Raw genomic sequence first — 19207 nt, forward strand, 5'->3', positions numbered from 1 at the left:
ATAACGGAAAAAACTCCGCTTATTTTTTACTATTTAAACTTAATTTTGCAAATAACGGGAAAACTTCCGCTTATTTTTTACTTCCAAGGGGGCTATCCTGTAATCCAGCTTTTTCGCAGAGTCCGCTAATTCCTAAATTGAATAAACCACCGCTTTTCTTGGCATAACAACATAGTTTACGAAAACAGCCTTTAGAAAAAAAGTATAATAAAAATTAATAATTATTGTTTTATAAATATTTAAGAAGGAACTTTATATAATGGGGATTAAAAATGAAAGGATTATCATGTGAGATTGATTATATTACTGGGCTTTATGTAAAGGAGATTAGGTTCAATTTACCGAATATTATTATTACTGAATGCATCTAAGGAAAAATACAATTATGAATTACGCGGCGAAAACTTCTCAGAAGTTAACAGTTTTCCTATTTATCCTTCATTGATAACAGGACGTGAGTGGTATGTGAAGGCGGTAGAAAGAGTGCTCACCGATATGATAGTTACACTTGGTTTTTTAGTATTAATAAAACAGGTGAACTTACAAAAAGAAATTTAGCTGGATAACCAAATTGTAAAATAATATGTTTCATTATGTTGAAGAAAAGGTGGAATCATGATGACTGCCAATATGACTAATTTTGAAAAACAAGTATGGGGAATTATCTTAGCCGCTGGATTTTCCAGAAGAATGGGCGAACCGAAAATGATGCTTCCCTATAAAGGCAAGCCGTTGATCCAGCATGCGATTGAGGAGTGCTTAAAATCCCAATTAGATGGAATCATGGTTGTCGTAAATCCACAAATCAACAACTTGGCTGAAGCGGTAAATATGGAAGGAATTGATAGAATCCTATTGAATCATCAATCACATGAAGGGATGTCTACCTCCGTTAAAATGGGAGTGCAATCACTGCCAGAAACAGCGCAGGCTGCTGTTTTCTTATTGGGTGACCAGCCATCCATGTCATCAGCAGAAATTAATAGAATCATTGAAGATTACCACAATCACCCGGATTTTTCGATTATCCAAGCTAGATATTTGGACAACCCTGGGCACCCTGTCTTATTTAAAAAACACATGTTTCATCAATTACTAGACATTAGCGGTGATGAGGGTGGAAAATCCGTTATAAAAAAATGTAAACAGCAGGTTTTTTATTCTAATATGAATCGAAAGGCAATACCTGATATCGATACGCCGGATGAGTATAGGATGCTGGTTGATGGGGAATTGAACTGAATAGGTATTACAAAGGTAAGCAAGGGAGTGTTTTTTTGCTTACTTTTTGCTTTTTTAAAGCCAAAGATGATATTATGTCCCATCCATTTTCATATAATCATACAGGTTATTTGTCCAACATCCTTGAATTCGGTAAAATAGATAAAAGGACAAACTGTATAGATTATAAAATGAGCAGGAGAGAACTCATATATGGGAAAAAGAGTAGTAATTACAGGTATTGGAGCAGTCACGCCAGTAGGAAATGATGCCTATACCACATGGGAGAATATTAAAAACGGCGTGTCAGGTATTGGACCGGCAACAATTTATGATACAGACAAAGTGGATGTCAAAATTGCTGCAGAGGTAAAAGGATTTGTGCCGGAAGAGTATATGGATCGGAAAGAATCCAGAAGAATGGGGCGATACAGCCAATTTGCGGTAGCCGCCAGTAAAATGGCTGTAAAAGATGCCGGTATTCAAATAGGAGAGGATATTAACCCTGAACGGGTCGGCGTTTGGATTGGCTCCGGCATTGGCGGATTAGGTGAGTTTGAGGAACAGCATAAAAGATTTCTTGAAAAAGGGCAAAGAAGAGTCAATCCGTTTACCATCCCGATGTTTATTCCAGATATGGCAGCAGGGCAGGTTTCAATTGAACTTGGAGCAAAGGGGATTAATAATTGTTCGGTGACAGCCTGTGCTTCAGGTGCGAATTCCATTGGGGATGCGTTTCGTGTGATCCAAAAAGGGGATACGGATATGATGATTGCAGGCGGAACAGAGGCAACCATTACAGAGATGACCGTTACTGGTTTTTCAAATATGACCGCCCTTTCAAAGAACCCGGATCCGAAAACGGCAAGCCGCCCTTTTGATAAGAATCGTGATGGGTTTGTCATCGGTGAAGGCTGCGGTATTGTAATACTGGAAGAGCTGGAGCATGCTTTAGCCAGGGGGGCACACATCTACGGAGAACTCATTGGGTATGGAGCTACTGGCGACGCCCATCATATTACAACACCTGCCCCTGAAGGAGAAGGCGCCCAGCGTGCCATGAATTTAGCAATAGAAGATGCCGGAATCACTCCAGATCAGGTCGATTATATTAATGCACATGGAACTTCTACTTATTACAATGATTTATATGAAACATTGGCTGTAAAAGAAGTTTTCAAAGAACATGCTTATAAGTTATCAATCAGTTCCACAAAATCTATGACAGGGCATATGCTGGGGGCTACAGGTGCCATTGAAGCTATTTTTTCTGTTTTAGCCATCAAAGAAGGCATTATCCCGCCAACGATTAACTATGAAACACCTGATGAGGAGCTTGATTTGGATTATGTGCCAAACGTGGCAAAGAAGAAGGATGTTCAGGTTGTTTTATCCAACTCCTTAGGCTTCGGCGGTCATAATGCGACCTTAATCTTTAAAAAGTTTACGAAATAACCATTATTATGGTCAGTGGCACAAAAAGAAAGAGACATCATTTGATTGATGTCTCTTTCTTTTTATAAGACTAATTTGCTTCTTTTGACCTATTTCTGTCAAGAACTGCGGGCGAGGACATCAAGCTAAAAAAGATATTGACGGGCTTAATTGGGCACCATTATAGGCATTGGGGGACGACATAAGTTTTGGAAAAGGAACCCTTCATTTAATCTTGTGAACATGGAAGAAGGGTTTTAATTGAATGAAACTTAGAAATGCAAAAAAATACGGGTTGAACGGGAAGGAATGGAAGGATATTATCATCCATTTTGCCATGAAGACTTGAGTTTGCCGGCTGTCATAATGAAACAGAGGCATTTGAAAGGAGAGAAAATTATTAGAGACTTTAGGGAATTACTCTTCCTCATAAGCTTCTGTTGTTGTGTCTCTGCACTCCCAGCATTCTGTTCGAGTCCTCTCCAATATTGATAATTCTGTTCCACAAGAAATACAGATATCCATAAAAGAAGCTCCTTTCTGTAAAGAGATATTTTAATATATATGCTTAGTAAAATAGTTATATTCCTATATCTGTAAAAATGTGAATATGGATATATAAAGGAAGGAGCATCTTCTTTGGTACATGGAGGAAACAGTGAATCGGTAAAGACTGTATGAATAGAATTTACAGCTTAATATATCATTTATTTCTCTAAGAACTTTCCTAACGGTTTGTACAGCCAATCAATCATTTGGGTAGGGCCCGATATATCAGGAAACATGATGAGTAAAATAGCTAAAAGCAATCCGGCAAATGAAAGGGATAAAAACGCTGCTTTATCCCTTTTCTGACTTTTTTTCAGTTGCGGCCATTGATATAGAATCATAAGGAAGATAATAAAAATACATAGAAATACAGAACTCCACTTCATGTGAGTACCTCCTTACACTTTAAGAGTGCAGTCCCTGCCTCCGAATTTTGCATTTAGTTTCGTATTTTACTTCTACATCCGGAAAAATTTCTTCCCAGCGTTTTTTCTCTTTATTCCAAACCTTAGGATAGTAACGGTGAAAAGCGTCGGCAAATCCTAAAATATCTGCCTTCATTTCTTTTTGAACCTTTTTTCTGGCAAGCTCAATCCTGTTATTTATTACCTGCTCTATTTGGCGCTCCAGTGATTTCACAACAGCAGGGTCAGATACGTTTAAATGGGTCGAATTTTGGACGATGTCACTATAGGTTTCTGATTTAAGAGTGATTTTCCATTTGCCATTTTCTATTGTTGGGACTAATTTTGAATGGGCCTGTGATAAATTGACGGAGATATAACCTTTTGTTTGAGGCAGTTTTACCGTAACCACTGCCAGCCTTATTTCATCTCTTATCCAAAGAATCCCTCTTGTTAACATGTCATCAATTTTACCTATCATTTTATCTTTTTTGAAAACGGCAGTTCCTGTAATATACGCAATCGTTCGTTTTGGTTTATTTTTATCATCGGGAGGCAGGATTTGAATCCAAGGTAAAGCACAATCCCCTGAATCACTGATTAGCATTTGTGCCAATTCTTTAGTGGTAATACTCATTCCTATTTCATGCTCTCCAAGTTCTCTTAAAACCTCTGATAAGTCACGCTCCAGCGGCGGCATTAGGCTTAAAACTTCTTTTGCCGGCTGCTTGCTGACAAAAATTTGTGCACGTTCACGAAGCTGCGGGTGTCTCATAATAAAGTCCACATGCTCAAAAATCCCTTCCTTTGCCAGCTTCTCATTAAATAGGAAAATATCAGTGTGTCCCCAAAAAATTTGCCGGGGCAGCTTTTCCTGCAGTCTAGCCATTGCGTCGGCAACGGTAATTCCTGCAGCTGACCTTACCATTGTTTCATACCCGCCGCCTCCCGCGCTGTTCATATCCTGCTGATTTCCGCCGCCTTTTGGAATATAAAGAAGGACACTTAGTTCAATCGTATTATCTGATTTTTTATCAAATCCGGCGGCCATAATTAAAGCTAAATCATTTACTTCATTCCGGTCCCAGCACCCTGACAGAAAGACAACAGAAAAAACAAGAAAAAGAAGCAATAGATACTTCTTAATGATTGACTGGAGCTTCATTCTCATTGTTTCCTTTCCCTTGCTGAACTTTATTTCGGATAAATCCTGTCAACAATAGAAAAACAGGAATTATAATCTGGATTGATAGAATATAAATCGCACCTGATGTTCCTAGAAAAAGAGACAATTCTTCTAAATTATTGGATGACCAAAGACCAAATAAAAGAATCAGAAAGCCAATTGGTAATATAAGCGGGCGAAAATCAGAAAGCTTTAACAATTGTGCGGTGCCCAGGGTGATAGCATAATAAAAAACGGTAATTTTAATGAAGGTGCCAGAAATCCATATTGCCATTACAATGGATTCCAAATGCTCCAGGAAGTCCGCGATACTGATATAACGTGCTGCCACCATGACTGGGTATGTCAGGGAAGCCGTCATATTTCCAAATAATAAGAGATCCATTATATTGGTCAGGACTAGTAATACGGTGACACTAAATACTGATATCATTCCCCATTTCATTCCTCTTTTTCGATCCGTAACATAAGGAAGGAGAAATGAAATAAGAATAAATTCGCTAAACCAGCTTTGCGGGGAAACAGATCCCATTAGAGAAGGGGTGATTCCTTTTTCCATAATCGGAAACATGTTTTTAATTTCTAAGTCTTTGATGAGCAGGATGAAAATAATAACATAGAGAAGAAGCACAACGGGCACAATGATTTCACCGGCACGCCCGATAACCTCGATTCCGCCTCGCACGGCTAAAGAACAAACCAGAACCATTGTTCCAATAATGACAGCCATGGGTGTATGGAACAATGAGGCTCCTGAGACAAATTCACCATATTCTCGTACAATAACCCCTGTAATATGTAAATAAAATAATAGTAAAATCACTCCTATTATTTTTCCAAAAAACTTTCCAACAATTTGCTGGCTGTATTCAATGATGGTTTGATTTGGAAACAGCTTGTTTAATTGATAGCTTACGAACACGATGAAATATCCAATAAAAGATGCCCAAATGGGTGACAGCCATAGGTCTTGATGGGCATGTTTGGCTGTAATGGATGGGACTAATAATAGTGCTGTTGCCGAAATGGCTGGGTTCATGAATAAGGCCATTTGGACTGGTGAGATTTTCCCGCGTTCCAACATAATAGAAACAACTCCTATTCCTTTCCTTTTGAAGGAGATGGCTTTTGACCATTTGGCTGCCGGACTTTATTGTAATCAGAGGTCCAATGAGGGCGGTTTTTAAGAGACCACCATGGTGCCCGGATAATGGAATCTTTCAATTCCGTATTTCTAATAGGAGCCAATGGCTGAAGATACGGTACGCCAAAAGAACGTATGGTACACATATGGACAATAATTGTAAGAATCCCCAGCATAATACCAACGAGTCCTAGTGTCCCTGCCAGAAACATGATCGGGAAGCGAAGGATTCGAAGGGTAATGGCTGCACTGTAACGCGGGATCATAAAGGATGCAATCCCGGTAATCGCCACAACCATAACCATTGGCGCTGATACAAGGCCAGCTGATACTGCAGCCTGTCCGATTACCAATGCACCCACGATGCTGATTGCCGAACCGATATTCTTGGGCAGGCGAATCCCTGCTTCCCTTAGTGCTTCAAATGACCCTTCCATAAGAAGGGCTTCGACAAGTGCTGGGAAGGGAATTTGTTCCCGGGATTTTGCGACACTGATTAACAGACTAGTCGGAACCATTTCTTGATGATACGTAAGAATGGCAACATAAACAGAAGGCAGCAGCAAGGCTACCAGTAAAAAGGCATATCGCAGCCAGCGAAGGAATGTCCCGATAATGAAGCCTCCGTAATAATCTTCTGCTGATTGGAGCAGGGAATAAAAGGTGGTAGGGGCAATCAAGACAAAAGGTGTACCGTCTGTAAGTATGACCACATTTCCTTCAAGCAGGCTAGCCGCTGTAACATCCGGCCGTTCTGTATTTAAAATCTGCGGAAAGGGGGAATAAGGATGATCTTTGATAAATTCCTCGATATATCCGCTTTCTAAAACACCGTCAATATCAATTCGATTCAGCCGATTTTCAACCTCTTGAATAAGAGCATGATCTGCCAGTCCTTCAATATACATAATGACAACTTTGGTTTGGCTGTATCGTCCTATTTGTATAGATTTCGTTTTTAAGTCCGTGCTTTTAATTTTTTGCCTTAGGAGAACAATGTTGGTACTTAATGTTTCGATAAATCCATCTCTGGGGCCGCGGACAACAGATTCAGAGGTTGGCTCTTGAATTGAACGTTTTTCACTTTTTGCAAAACCAACAGAGACCCCTTGGGATTGATGATTAATGAGAACAACAGGATTGCCTGAGGATACTTCATTTGTAACATCCTTAAAGGTCGATACTTCTTTTACGGCAGAAACGGCAAGATTCTTTTCAAGTATTGTTTGAATATCAAATTGCCGCCCTATTTCCCGCAGCATTAGTGGAGTCAGAACATTTTTATCCATTTCCTCCATATCAGACATACCCTCAATATATATAAGGATAGCTTTTATTCGATTACCAATAGAAAAATGCCGAAATATAACATCCGAACAATCTGCATAAATCGATTCTAGAACTTTTATATTTTCTGCTAAATCTATGGATAAGGAATCTTTCTTTATCATGTAATCATTCCCCAAATTTTCTCAATAATAGTATGATTTGTATGGGAGGATATTATGCAAGGAGTAGAGGCAATTAAAAAGTTTGATTCTATATCTAACACTGCTTTCTAAAAATGACCAGTTATATGTTGAAATTCAATTTGGTGTATAATACTTGTAATCGAATTAATTACAAAAGAGATTCCGGAAGGTGAATAAAGATGTCAATCAGCAGCCGATTTGCGGTTGGAATTCATATATTAACCCTAATAGAAGTGAATAAAGACAGAGTTTGTACATCTGAATTTATAGCGGGAAGTGTGAACACAAATCCTGCTGTGATTAGAAAAATTATGGGGATGCTAAAAAATGCCGGGCTGGTCAATGTGCGGCCGGGTATAGCAGGTGCTGAGCTGGCAAAGGATTTATCCGAGATTACCTTGCTTGATGTTTATAAAGCTGTCAATGTTGTACAGGAAAATGAATTGTTCAGCATACACGAAAACCCAAACCCCGCATGCCTCGTCGGGAGAAACATCCAAGATACAGTATCCTCCGTTTTCTCTACCGCACAAAGTGCCATGGAAAAAGCTCTTGAAACAGTAACTATTAAAGATGTAGTAACAGATATTTTGGAAAAAGAGAAACTATAATGGAATGGAGTCATTTGCCCAATGGTTGCAAAAATAGAAAAACCGCCCTCGTATTTTGGTTATAGAATCGGGCGGTTTTTTTATGATGATTAATTTTTTAGCCAGGCTGATTAATCATGGTTAAAATCATAATCGTAATCATAGTCATAATCATAACCATTTTCATTGTTATTATTATAATAGTACCCATGCTGTGGATAGTAAGGTCCTGGCACAGGATAATAATAGGGCTGATAATATGGATAGTAATGGTAAGGATAGTAGTAAAGCCGAGGATCATGCGGCGTGTAACCTTGGTACCCGTGCATATGATTTACGTTTGGCGGTGTCGGAAAATGTTGTTGCACCCGTAAAACCTCCCATTGGTTTATTCATCTTTCCATTGCTGGCAATAGTAAGGATGCTATTTATTTTATTCAATGCTTTTTGAAGAGAGCCTGTTTTGTATGGTAATGGGCCGTTCCTATTTTGGAAATGGGAAATTTGCTTTTGACTATAAAGTAGATATTTGAACCAGACAGAGATTAGATGGAGTTTTATGGTGGAATTTTGGGATGTGATTTTACCTGCAGTAGGCTGGAAGTAGGTGCTGGCGGAAAAATGGGAGCATGATTTTTCCCCTCAGAAGGCTGAAAAAGATGCTGATGGTACAAAAAAAGCCGTGATTCTTCCCGCAGGAGGCTGGAATAGGTGCGGACGGTAAAAAAGAAGCTATTATTTTGCCCGAAGAAGGATGGGACAATAGCAGGCGGTAAGAAAGGAGCCGTGATTCTTCCCAAGGAAGGCTGGAATAGGTGCGGATGGTAAAAAAAGAGCCATGATTTTACCCGAAAAGGGATGAAACAGTTGCGAGCGGTAAAAATGGAATCACGATTTTACCCGACGAAGGCTGGAAAAGATGCTGACGGTAAAAAGAGAGCCATGATTTTACCCGCAGGAGGCTGGAAAAGATGCTGATGGTAAGAAAGAAGCCGTGATTCTACCCGCAGGAGGCTGGAAGTAGGTGTGGACGGTAAAAAAAGAGCCATAATTTTACCCGAAGAGGGATAAAACAGGTGCGAGCGGTAAAAATGGAATCACGATTTTACCCGCAGAAGGTTGGAATAGGTGCGGACGGTAAAAAAGAAGCTATGATTTTGCCCGAAGAAGGATGGGACAATAGCAGGCGGTAAGAAAGGAGCCGTGATTCTACCCGCAGGAGGCTGGAAAAGATGTGGACGGTAAAAAAAGAGCCATGATTTTACCCGAAGAGGGATGAAACAGTTGCTGGCAGTAAAAAAGAGTGCATGATTTTACCCGTACAAGTATGAACAGGATACGGTTGGTAAAAATGAAATCCTGATGTTACAAGAAAAGTTATCATACTTTCGAATGAAACTTAATTTGTCTTCATGCGTATAAATAGTACAGGTTGATAAGGAGTTGTTTAATTTTATGTTTCTAGCTGAACTTCAGCAAGAGGAAAAAAAGGCCTTTTTAGAACTGGCTGCTCTTATTGCTAAAATTGACGGGAATGTATCTATTTATGAAACTTCCGTTCTAAGTAAGTATCAAAAGGAAATGGAACTTGAGGATTATGAAGTAAAGGGTCTGGCAATTGAAGAGATTCTTAAGATATTTAAAAGCGACCGTTCCAAAAATATTGTGTTGACGGAACTATTTCAATTAATCTACGCAGATGGAGTTTTTCAAGATGAAGAAAGCCAAATAGTCGATATAATCAAGAATCATTTTGGATTTAATACCAGTGAATTTACCAGTTTAAAGGATTGGGTTGATAAGATTAAAGATTTAAAATCTAGGAAGGATTAAAACAGGCGGTTTCAGGAAATTCTGAGACCGCCTGAGTTTTTTTACAAACAAGATATTCACCGTTTCCTGCTTAACCACTCTTTGGAGGCCTTAGCGAATTTTTCTCGTATTAACGAATATATTTTACTAGGACAAAGGTTGGTTGAAGGGGGACATCATGTATTGGAAAAGGTATAGACACTACATTAATGATTACCGCGAAAGTGACATTTCCATTTACAAACGCAGCTGCTTTATTTGCTTAGGGGCACTACTTGTTGCCGTTTCCTTGCAATTATTTTTAATAAAAAATTATGTAATTGATGGTGGAATCATCGGAATTGGCATTATTCTTTCTCATATTACTGGTCTTCAAGTAGGACTTCTGTTACTGGTTTTGAATATTCCATTTTTCATTCTGGGTTACACCTTTCTTGGAAAAAGATTTGTCATTTTGAGCTTCTATGCTATTTTTGTTCTCACATTCGCAACAAACCTGCTCGAACCGTTTCCTCCGATAACCGACAACCCTATCTTAGTGATTATCTTTGGAGGGATTACATTGGGCCTTGGAGTAGGGACTACCATTCTCTATGGCGGCAGCCTCGATGGAACTGAAGTCATGGCCATTTTATTTAGCAGACGATCCAGAATCACGATTGGACAATGTGTTCTCATATGTAATTTTTTTATTTTCGGAAGTGCAATCTTCATATACGGTTTAAAGGCAGCCATATTCTCATTAGCGACCTTCCTTGTTGCATATAAGACAATTGATTTAATCGTGCGGGAAAAATAAACTTTAAAAATGAGAAAACTTGTCCGCTTTTTTAACGGTGCCCGGCTGGTGGTGTTAAGCCTTACCAGCTTTATATTCAGGCACCGGTTAAGAAGAATACTAGGAAGACATCATCTGTCCGCCATTCACGTGGAGTGTTTGTCCTGTTACAAAACGGGAGTCATCAGATGCAAGATAGACAAAAGTTGGAGCAACCTCAAACGGCTGGCCCTGGCGTTTCATGGGATTTTCAGCGAGTGAGACCAGGTCAGCAGAAAAGCTTGATGGAATTAGCGGTGTCCAAATACGGCCTGGGGCAATGGCATTTACCCTGATTCCTTTGTCAACAAGATTACGCGCCAATGCTCGGGTGAATCCAACATTTGCGCCTTTTGTTGCCGTGTAGTCCAGCAGCTGATCATTCCCATAGTACGTGACAACGGACGCAGTATTAATAATGGAACTGCCTGGCTTTAAGTATGGAAGTGCGGCCCGGGTGGTGTAAAAGTGAGAGTAGATATTGACCTTGAAGGTATTATCGAATTGTTCGTCTGTAATATCAAGCAGACTTTTTTGCTGGAACTGAATACCTACATGGTTGCAGAGCACATCTAGTTTGCCGAACGTTTCAATTGTTTTTTCAACAATGTGAACACATTGCTGTTTTTCTCTAAGGTCTCCAGGCAGCAATAAGCAGCGCTGACCTAATTCTTCAATTCTTGTTTTTGTACGATTTGCATCCTCATGTTCATCTAAATAGGCAATGGCTACATCTGCTCCTTCTTTCGCAAAAGCAATTGCAGCGGCTGCCCCCATTCCACTGTCGCCGCCAGTGATTAGGGCAACTTTCCCTTCTAATTTTCCACTTCCTTTATAATTCGGATTCTCAACGAGTGGCCTAGGAACCATTAGTTTTTCAACACCGGGCTGGCGTAGCTGACGCTGCTCGGGAACTGTAATCGGGATATCTTCATATCGCGTGATTTTTCCGTAGTGGGGATACATCGGATATTCTTGATTCGGCGGAAGTTTGTATTCATCGTTTGTCATGGCAATCCTCCTAGAAAAGACTATTCGAGTTACTCTATGTTATATGGGCGGATGGAGTGCCTGTCATCTGAATGGTGATGGGGGCATTATGGGAGGAATAGGAATAATCTAGAGGAAAAGGAAAAGGGAGGTTATGGCAGTGCCATATTATTATCAATTCAGCCGTGAAGCACAGTTATTGTTAGTGGATCATTCGGAAGAAAAAGTTGAGGTTTTTTATAATTCGGATTCACATCCTTATCGATTACCACTAATTGGGGAGCGCCCGCCTTATTATACTAATCCACGGTATGAGCCTTATTATCCGGTTATTTAGACGAGGGATGGAAGGGATTGGGTTTCTGTCTGCCCGAATGGGGCTAAGACTTGCGACTTCGAATAGTAGAGGCTGTCTAGGTGCTCGAACGAAGCCCTTTTTACCGTCTGGACCTTTTTTCCACACTTGCGGGCAAAAGAAACCGTTCCTATTTACCGTCCGACACTTTTTTCTACACTAGCGGGTAAAAGAGGCTGTTCCTTATTATTGTTATTGTATGGACGAATTGGGTCAAGAAGAGGAGGTCTAGATGCCAACGAGCATTATTGTTTCAATTTTTACCAATTAATCCCAATCCGAAAATTTGTCATGTAATTGTGCTGTTCTGCCCCTATCAAAAATAAATTATAAGTAAAAATAAAATTTTGTTAGGGGTGGATGGTTATACCAATTGAATGGAAAGAACAGGACGGAGTTTTTCATTTATACAATCAACGGGTTAGTTATTTGATTCAAATTGTTCATGGGAAATATCTGGCCCATTTATATTGGGGGAAACGGGTTCACACAATACAGCCAAATTCTATCCTTTCTTTTAAAGGTAGAGCTTTTTCACCTATGACAGAATCAAAGGATCCATCGTTTTCACTTGATACTCTGCCGCAGGAATATCCTGCTTTTGGGAATGGCGATTTTAGGTCTCCAGCATACCAGATCAAGACAAATGATGGGACGACTATAACGGGGTTTAATTATGATTCGCACGAAATTTTTCAAGGAAAGCCCCAATTAAAGGGGCTGCCGGCTGCTTATGTAGAAGAGGATCATGAAGCGGAAACTTTAGTGATCACGATGGTTGATTCCAAGCTTGGGATTGGGCTGCATCTCTATTACACCATTTACCGGGAACTTGATGTGATTGCGAGATCCGCTTCCTTTGAACATCTTGGGTCCAATGAGGTAGAAATACATAAATGTATGAGTATGTCTGTTGACTTCCACCATTCTGATTGGGACTGGCTGCATCTTCATGGAACATGGGCAAGGGAACGCTATATCGAGCGAAAGCCGTTAATCCATGGAAAACAATCCATTTCATCCGCAAGAGGAGCAAGCAGCCACCAGCATAATCCTTTTTTTGCTTTGCTTTCAGAAAATGCTACGGAGGAATATGGTGAAACTTACGGAGTTAGTTTGGTATATAGCGGGAATTTTCAAGCATCCATTGAGGTGGATTCTTTTGAAACGACAAGGCTTTCCATTGGAATAAATCCCTTTCATTTTTCCTGGTTATTAAAGCCGGGTGAGACTTTTCAAACACCGGAGGCCTTAATGGTTTATTCGGCAGATGGACTTGGCGGGATGTCGAGAACATTTCATCGATTATTAAGAACCAGGTTATGCCGCGGTATGTATCGTGATAAAACTCGTCCGATCCTTTTTAATAATTGGGAAGCGACCCGTTTTGATTTTACCGAAAACAAGCTGAAAGATCTTGCGGTAATTGCAGCTAATCTTGGTATAGAACTTTTTGTCCTTGATGACGGTTGGTTCGGCCATCGGAATAATGCTAAAAGCTCGCTGGGTGATTGGGTGGCAGATCGCAAAAAACTGCCTCAAGGATTAAACGGATTGGCGGAATATATTCAATCAAAAGGGATGAAGTTTGGGCTGTGGGTCGAGCCGGAAATGGTCTCGCCTGACAGTGATTTGTATCGCAAACATCCAGATTGGTGCCTGCATGTACCCGGACGGGGCCGGACGCTGTCACGAAATCAGCTTGTTCTCGATTTAAGCCGTGAAGATGTTTGTAATTGGTTGATTGATACTTTTACAAAAGTGTTCAACAGTGCATCGATTTCTTATGTCAAATGGGATATGAATAGAAATATGACGGAGGCGGCGTCTGCAAAACTGCCGCCGGAAAGACAAAAGGAAACTGCCCATCGCTATATGCTCGGCATATACAGGGTTTTAGAAACGTTAATGAAACGATTTCCTAAGATTCTATTTGAAAGCTGTTCGGGCGGGGGCGGGAGGTTTGACCCAGGAATGCTGTATTACATGCCGCAGACTTGGACGAGTGATGATACGGATGCTGTTGAAAGGGTGAAAATTCAATATGGAACCAGCATGGTATACCCGGCAATTACAATGGGTGCCCATGTATCGGATGTACCAAACCATCAAGTCGGCAGAATTACACCGTTGCAAATGAGATGTCATGTGGCAATGGCAGCAAATTTAGGCTTTGAAATGAATTTAGCCCGGCTTAATAAGAAAGAGAAAATGATCATTAAAAGGGAAATTGGTTTTTATCGCCAAATTATGGATCTTGTCTGCTTCGGTGATTTATACAGGCTGTTAGATCCGTTTAAAGGGACGGACTCAGCGATCATGTATGCTGCGTCTGATCAAACCCGAGCTGTAGTTTTTTACTATAAAACTTTAGCAATGCCGAATCCGCCTTTTTTGCGTCTTAAACTGCGTGGATTGAACTCTTTAGCAAAATATCAAATAAATAACGACGAACGGCTGTATTTGGGAGATGAGTTAATGAAGATTGGTTTAACTATACCGCTGGTTAAGAGTGATTTCTTTTCCAAGGTATATCTGATTCAGCAGATGGTGGATTAAGAGATCTCTGAGTCTGGATTACCCGCAAAGGAAAAAAAAGGGCAGTTACGGTCAATGGAAAAGAGCTGGACTGCCCGCAAAGGCGAAAAATGAGTCGACGCGGTCGATGGAGAGAGTCTGGATTACCCGCAAAGGAGAAAAAAGCGCAGTTACGGTCAATGGAAAAGAGCTGGACTGACCGCAAAGGCGAAAAATGAGTCGACGCGGTCGATGGAGAGAGTCTGGATTACCCGCAAAGGAGAAAAAAGCGCAGACACGGTCAAAGGAAGTAAACTGGATTGCCCGCAAAGGCGAAATATAAGTCGATGCGGTCGATGGAGAGAGTCTGGATTACCCGCAAAGGAGAAAAAAGTGCAGACACGGTCAATGGAAAAGAGCTGGATTGCCCGCAAAGGCGAAAAATGGGTCGACGCGGTCGATGGAGAGAGTCTGGATTACCCGCAAAGGAGAAAAAAGCGCAGACACGGTCAAAGGAAGTGAACTGGATTGCCCGCAAAGGAGAAAAAAGTGCGGACACGGTCAAAGGAAACGAGCTGGATTGCCCTCAAAGGTAAAAAATGGGTCGACGCGGTCGATGGAGAGAGTCTGGATTACCCGCAAAGGCGAAATATAAGTCGACGCGGTCGATGGAGAGAGTCTGGATTGCCCGCAAAGGAGAAATATAAGTCGACGCGGTCGATGGAGAGAGTCTGGATTACCCGCAAAGGAGAAAAATAAGTCGATGTGGTCGATGGAGAGAGACTGGATTGCCCGCAAAGGCGAAAAATGGGTCGACGCGGTCGATGGAGAGAGTCTGGATTGCCCGCAAAGGAGAAAAAAGCGCAGACACGGTCAAAGGAAGTGAACTGGATTGCCCGCAAAGGAGAAAAAAGTGCAGACACGGTCAAAGGAAACGAGCTGGATTGCCCGCAAAGGCGAAATATAAGTCGACGCGGTCCATGGAGAGAGTCTGGATTACCCGCAAAGGCGAAAAATGAGTCGACGCGGTCGATGGAGAGAGTCTGGATTGCTCGCAAAGGAGAAAAAAGCGAAGTCGCGGTCAAAGGAAACGAGCTGGATTACCCGCAAAGGAGAAAAAAGGGCAGTTACGGTCAATGGAAAAGAGCTGGATTACCCGCAAAGGAGAAAAAAGTGCAGACACGGTCGATGAAAGTGAGTGAGCTGGATTACCCGCACAGGAGAAAAAAGCGAAGCCACGGTCAATGAAAACGAACTGGATTGCCCGCAAAAATAAAAAAAACGCTCCACCGGGCAATGAAAATCCATTTCTCCAGAACAGGAACGGCCAAAAATCAAAAAAATATCCGGCCCTAGGCCGGATAAATTCCTTATATTATAAAGGGGGTTAGAAAGGCTATGAAAGAGATCATGTCCGTTTCATGTATTCATCTTACCCTATATTCATGAACAAATTATGAATAAAACGTTAAATCTGTATTAAAAAAATATACTTTTTAAAAAGGGAAGTAAGACCGCGGCTGATTGAACCTCCATTTATCAGGCTTGCTGCTTTACAGCTGTTTTCTTCTTTTTAGCCCAAACAAAGGTCAGGAAGAAGCAGCCAAGTAAGATGATGGCGCCGAATGTGAAAGGAATATCCATATGCCAGTCAAATAATGTACCTGCTAATGCGGGGCCAATCATATTGCCTAAACTCATGTAAGAGTTGTTCATCCCGGCAGCGTAGCCTTGCTCATCACCGGCAGTTTTGGATATTAACGTATTAACGGCCGGCCGAATTAAAGTGACAGCTGTTGAAAATAGAGTTGCGACCAATAGAATAATGTAAAAGCCGTTGACAAAAAGCATGCCATACAAGCTAAGAGATGCGACTAGCAAACCGAATAAGATAATCCTCATTTCACCGAATATAGTAAATAGCTTATTAAGAGCAAACCCTTGAACAATGACCCCGGCAAGGCCGCCGACTGTCATCACAATTGCTATATCATTCGGAGTGTAGTTAAATTTATAAGTTAAAAACATGGTTAGAGTAGATTGGAAATTGGCAATTCCAAAAGAAAATACAAATACAACGATTAATAAAACAAAATAGCTTGTTTTAAAGGAGCGAACCATTTGCTGGATTAAGTTTTCCCCTTTTGTCATTTCTTTTATGGCAGGTTGAATCGCCGGCAGAATAATAAAAGATAAAATTCCGGCGGCTATTGTGACTGTTCCGGCAGAATAAAAAGGAAAGCGGAGGCTGATATTGGATAAGAAACCGCCAATACCCGGGCCAATCATAAAGCCCAATGAAATAGCGGCACCCAGCCAGCCCATCGCCTTTCCGCGTTCTTTATTTGTAGTAATATCAGCGGCATAGGCCATAACAGGCGGGACAATAAAAGCAGATCCTACACCTGTAAAAAAGCGGCATAAGTAAAGCATCCAAAGGTGGGATGACAGTCCAAATGCAATTTGGGAAATGCCGTTAACGAAAAGACCGAAAATGATTAAATTTTTACGCCCGTGACGGTCTGATAAATTTCCTGCAACCGGTGAGAAAATAAATTGGGCAAACGCAATGATGGCGATAATAAAACCAAGTGCCTGCCCAGCTGCCCCAAAGGTTTTTAAGTAGGTTGGCATAATTGGGACAATCAGCCCAACCGCACTAAAGGTTATAAACATATCAAACATTAGTATATATAATGCCATTTTTTTTGACGTTTTCATGTGAATCTCTCTTTCTAATTTATTTCGTGTCCCTAAAAAAGGGCTCTGAAAAAGAATTATACATCCGTTTCTGAGTGAAAGACAATTAAAATAACCTTAAATTCATGTAAATTTTCCTTCCTGTTTATAACAAAAACTTCCAGCTTCTTTATCCATTGCTAGTTAAGCGTTTACTATTAAGTTTCCCATTTACATGGAAAACTGCCATAAACAAGGGTTCCATTTTTTGGAGGTGCGGATTCATCACCATGAATCAAAAAAAGTGGTAGAATGGATTTTATTCTGACATTAGTTATCGGGAAACTCATAGATGGAGGCAAAAGTGGATGGAGAAATTATCAAAAACAAAGACAGCCATGGGCATTGCTTTTGTTGTCATTATTTGGGGTACGATCTGGCCTGTCTACAAGGTGTCTCTTAGCTACTCGCCGCCACTGATTTTTGCAGGGCTCCGCGCAGTTATTGGGGGTGTTTTTTTGGCACTGATTTTAATTCCACAATGGCGAAAAATTCAATGGAGCAAAAACTGGTCTATTTATCTGATTTCCACCTTTTTTAATATTATTATTTTTAGTGGAGTTCAAATGATTGGTTTGCAGTATCTTCCTTCTGGCCTATTTAGTGTGATTGTTTATTTGCAGCCTGTACTCGTAGTGCTCCTGGCATGGATGTGGCTGAACGAATCCTTGTCTGGAAAGAAAGTTGCCGGCATGGTCATCGGATTTCTTGGGGTCGTCGTGGTCAGCCTTGAGGGGATATCTGGAAATATTTCGTATCTGGGGCTGACATTGGCAATCATTACCGGAGTTGGCTGGGCCATCGGTACAGTCTATGTAAAGAAAACAAGTGCTTTAGTTCACAATCTCTGGCTTGTGGCAATTCAAAACATTATTGGAGGATTACTGATAGTAGGAAGCGGCTTGGCCACCGAAGAGGTACATGCCATTCAGTGGAATCTTTCATTTATTTGGAGTCTCCTGTATTCGGGGATTTTTGGTGTGACACTGGCAACGGCCGTTTATTTAAAACTAATGAGTTCTGGCGAAGCAAGCAAGGTAGGGTCTTACACATTCTTAGTCCCTATGATTAGTGTTCTAATAGGGACTTTTATGCTGGGGGAACCGTTTACAGCAACACTATTTGGCGGCATGATCCTCATCCTTGTCAGTATATACCTTATCAACAACCAAAAAAAACAACCAAAAAAGGATTTGGAATGGGAAATGCAGGATCACCCCCATGCTTCTTAATATGAATTCTATTGAACAAAAGGTCATAAAGTTATGGCCTTTTTGTTTTATATTTTTTTATATTGGAAAAAGTGGTAGTGATAAAGTTGTCAAAATTGTGTCAAATGCAGCAGATAGAAGCAAAAAATGTGAGAACAAGGTAAAATAGGGATGAGAATGGGACAAGGAGTGTAAACAAATACATGAAATTAAAACTCATTTTAGCTGCCTTTTTCAGTGCCGTAGTACTGGCTGCCTGCAGCAGTGCTAATACGGATGACGGACAGTCGTCTGCTGCGAAAGAGGACACAAGTAACGTAAAGCAATTGGTACAGGATTATAGTTCAGGTGCCAAAAAGGCTCAAAATGCTTCCATTACGTCTAAACAACTGATTGTGATAGACAACGGCGGAAGTGAAAAGGCCTACGATCTGCCTAAAGGTGAATTCTTTGTTTCTATGGCCCCTTATATCAAAAATACCCATCCTTGAATGACTCATAGCTTGACAGGTTGTCAAGGTGAATTGGTAAATAAAGATTTTAACGTACACATAGAAGATCAAAATGGAAATGTGGTACTTAACAAAACCGTTAAGTCCCAATCTAATGGGTTTATTGATTTGTGGCTGCCGCGTGACAAAAAGTATCAAATCACTATAGAGCAAGACGGTAAAAAGGCAGAGTCAGAGCTCTCTACATTTGAAAAAGATCCTACATGTATTACAACACTTCAGTTGATGTAATTCGGTAAAGTGAGGCAAGGAAA

General features: G+C 40.7%; 18 protein-coding genes. 11 read left to right on the top strand and 7 right to left on the bottom strand.

Features of this window, described 5'->3' with window-relative positions; translation table 11 throughout:
* Positions 1-615 precede the first annotated feature (615 nt).
* On the top strand, positions 616-1242 hold the full coding sequence (locus M3183_RS16875) for a nucleotidyltransferase family protein (protein WP_251471654.1): 627 nt from the start codon (positions 616-618) through the stop codon (positions 1240-1242).
* 192 nt (positions 1243-1434) lie between these two features.
* Positions 1435-2676 carry a beta-ketoacyl-ACP synthase II gene (fabF, locus tag M3183_RS16880; RefSeq protein ID WP_251471657.1) on the top strand — a complete coding sequence of 414 codons (1242 nt, stop codon included), beginning with the start codon at positions 1435-1437 and terminating at the stop codon, positions 2674-2676.
* 686 nt (positions 2677-3362) lie between these two features.
* Here the strand turns inward: fabF and M3183_RS16885 are convergent.
* From M3183_RS16885 to M3183_RS16900, 4 genes are read right to left on the bottom strand one after another with little or no spacing between them, the layout of a single operon-like run.
* A complete protein-coding gene (locus M3183_RS16885; RefSeq protein ID WP_251471658.1) occupies positions 3363-3590 on the bottom strand; it encodes a hypothetical protein in 228 nt (75 codons plus the stop codon).
* A 19-nt stretch (positions 3591-3609) separates the two neighbouring features.
* The gene (locus M3183_RS16890; protein WP_251471660.1) at positions 3610-4779 is read right to left on the bottom strand and encodes a Ger(x)C family spore germination protein; all 1170 of its coding nucleotides are present in this window, start codon (positions 4777-4779) and stop codon (positions 3610-3612) included.
* Positions 4751-5878 (bottom strand): GerAB/ArcD/ProY family transporter, encoded by a 1128-nt coding sequence (locus M3183_RS16895; protein WP_251471661.1) that lies wholly within the window; start codon positions 5876-5878, stop codon positions 4751-4753. Before M3183_RS16895 ends, M3183_RS16890 begins: the two co-directional genes overlap by 29 nt.
* 14 nt (positions 5879-5892) lie before the next feature.
* Positions 5893-7389, bottom strand: coding sequence for a spore germination protein (locus M3183_RS16900; RefSeq protein ID WP_251471663.1), 1497 nt, complete (start codon positions 7387-7389; stop codon positions 5893-5895).
* A gap of 200 nt (positions 7390-7589) precedes the next feature.
* Here M3183_RS16900 and M3183_RS16905 point away from each other — a divergent pair, with 200 nt between their 5' ends.
* Positions 7590-8021, top strand: a complete 432-nt coding sequence (locus M3183_RS16905; protein ID WP_251471665.1) for an Rrf2 family transcriptional regulator — start codon at positions 7590-7592, stop codon at positions 8019-8021.
* A gap of 110 nt (positions 8022-8131) precedes the next feature.
* Here M3183_RS16905 and M3183_RS16910 read toward each other — a convergent pair whose 3' ends face one another.
* Positions 8132-8368, bottom strand: coding sequence for a hypothetical protein (locus M3183_RS16910; RefSeq protein WP_251471667.1), 237 nt, complete (start codon positions 8366-8368; stop codon positions 8132-8134).
* Positions 8369-9455: 1087 nt separating this feature from the next.
* Here M3183_RS16910 and M3183_RS16915 point away from each other — a divergent pair.
* Both M3183_RS16915 and M3183_RS16920 read left to right on the top strand, forming a co-directional pair.
* Positions 9456-9833, top strand: coding sequence for a hypothetical protein (locus M3183_RS16915; protein WP_251471668.1), 378 nt, complete (start codon positions 9456-9458; stop codon positions 9831-9833).
* 157 nt (positions 9834-9990) lie between these two features.
* A complete protein-coding gene (locus M3183_RS16920) occupies positions 9991-10611 on the top strand; it encodes a YitT family protein (protein ID WP_251471669.1) in 621 nt (206 codons plus the stop codon).
* 99 nt (positions 10612-10710) lie between these two features.
* Here the strand turns inward: M3183_RS16920 and M3183_RS16925 are convergent, their stop codons facing one another.
* On the bottom strand, positions 10711-11640 hold the full coding sequence (locus M3183_RS16925; protein ID WP_251471670.1) for an SDR family oxidoreductase: 930 nt from the start codon (positions 11638-11640) through the stop codon (positions 10711-10713).
* A 139-nt stretch (positions 11641-11779) separates the two neighbouring features.
* Here M3183_RS16925 and M3183_RS16930 point away from each other — a divergent pair, with 139 nt between their 5' ends.
* The 4 genes from M3183_RS16930 to M3183_RS16945 all read left to right on the top strand — a co-directional run bounded on the left by M3183_RS16930 (position 11780) and on the right by M3183_RS16945 (position 15739).
* Complete coding sequence (locus M3183_RS16930; protein WP_396953732.1) at positions 11780-11956, top strand: hypothetical protein; 177 nt, start codon at positions 11780-11782, stop codon at positions 11954-11956.
* A gap of 384 nt (positions 11957-12340) precedes the next feature.
* Positions 12341-14533, top strand: coding sequence for an alpha-galactosidase (locus M3183_RS16935; protein WP_396953733.1), 2193 nt, complete (start codon positions 12341-12343; stop codon positions 14531-14533).
* 278 nt (positions 14534-14811) lie between these two features.
* On the top strand, positions 14812-15087 hold the full coding sequence (locus tag M3183_RS16940; protein ID WP_251471673.1) for a hypothetical protein: 276 nt from the start codon (positions 14812-14814) through the stop codon (positions 15085-15087).
* A gap of 169 nt (positions 15088-15256) precedes the next feature.
* Positions 15257-15739, top strand: a complete 483-nt coding sequence (locus tag M3183_RS16945; protein ID WP_251471674.1) for a hypothetical protein — start codon at positions 15257-15259, stop codon at positions 15737-15739.
* A gap of 291 nt (positions 15740-16030) precedes the next feature.
* Here the strand turns inward: M3183_RS16945 and M3183_RS16950 are convergent, their stop codons facing one another.
* Positions 16031-17212, bottom strand: a complete 1182-nt coding sequence (locus M3183_RS16950; protein WP_251471675.1) for an MFS transporter — start codon at positions 17210-17212, stop codon at positions 16031-16033.
* A gap of 326 nt (positions 17213-17538) precedes the next feature.
* Here M3183_RS16950 and M3183_RS16955 point away from each other — a divergent pair, with 326 nt between their 5' ends.
* Both M3183_RS16955 and M3183_RS16960 read left to right on the top strand, forming a co-directional pair.
* Positions 17539-18462 carry a DMT family transporter gene (locus tag M3183_RS16955; protein WP_251471676.1) on the top strand — a complete coding sequence of 308 codons (924 nt, stop codon included), beginning with the start codon at positions 17539-17541 and terminating at the stop codon, positions 18460-18462.
* Between the two features lie 182 nt (positions 18463-18644).
* On the top strand, positions 18645-19184 hold the full coding sequence (locus M3183_RS16960; protein WP_251471677.1) for a CueP family metal-binding protein: 540 nt from the start codon (positions 18645-18647) through the stop codon (positions 19182-19184).
* Positions 19185-19207 lie beyond the last annotated feature (23 nt).

It is taken from the genome of Neobacillus mesonae, from assembly GCF_023715155.1.
GTDB lineage: Bacteria > Bacillota > Bacilli > Bacillales > Cytobacillaceae > Neobacillus > Neobacillus mesonae_A.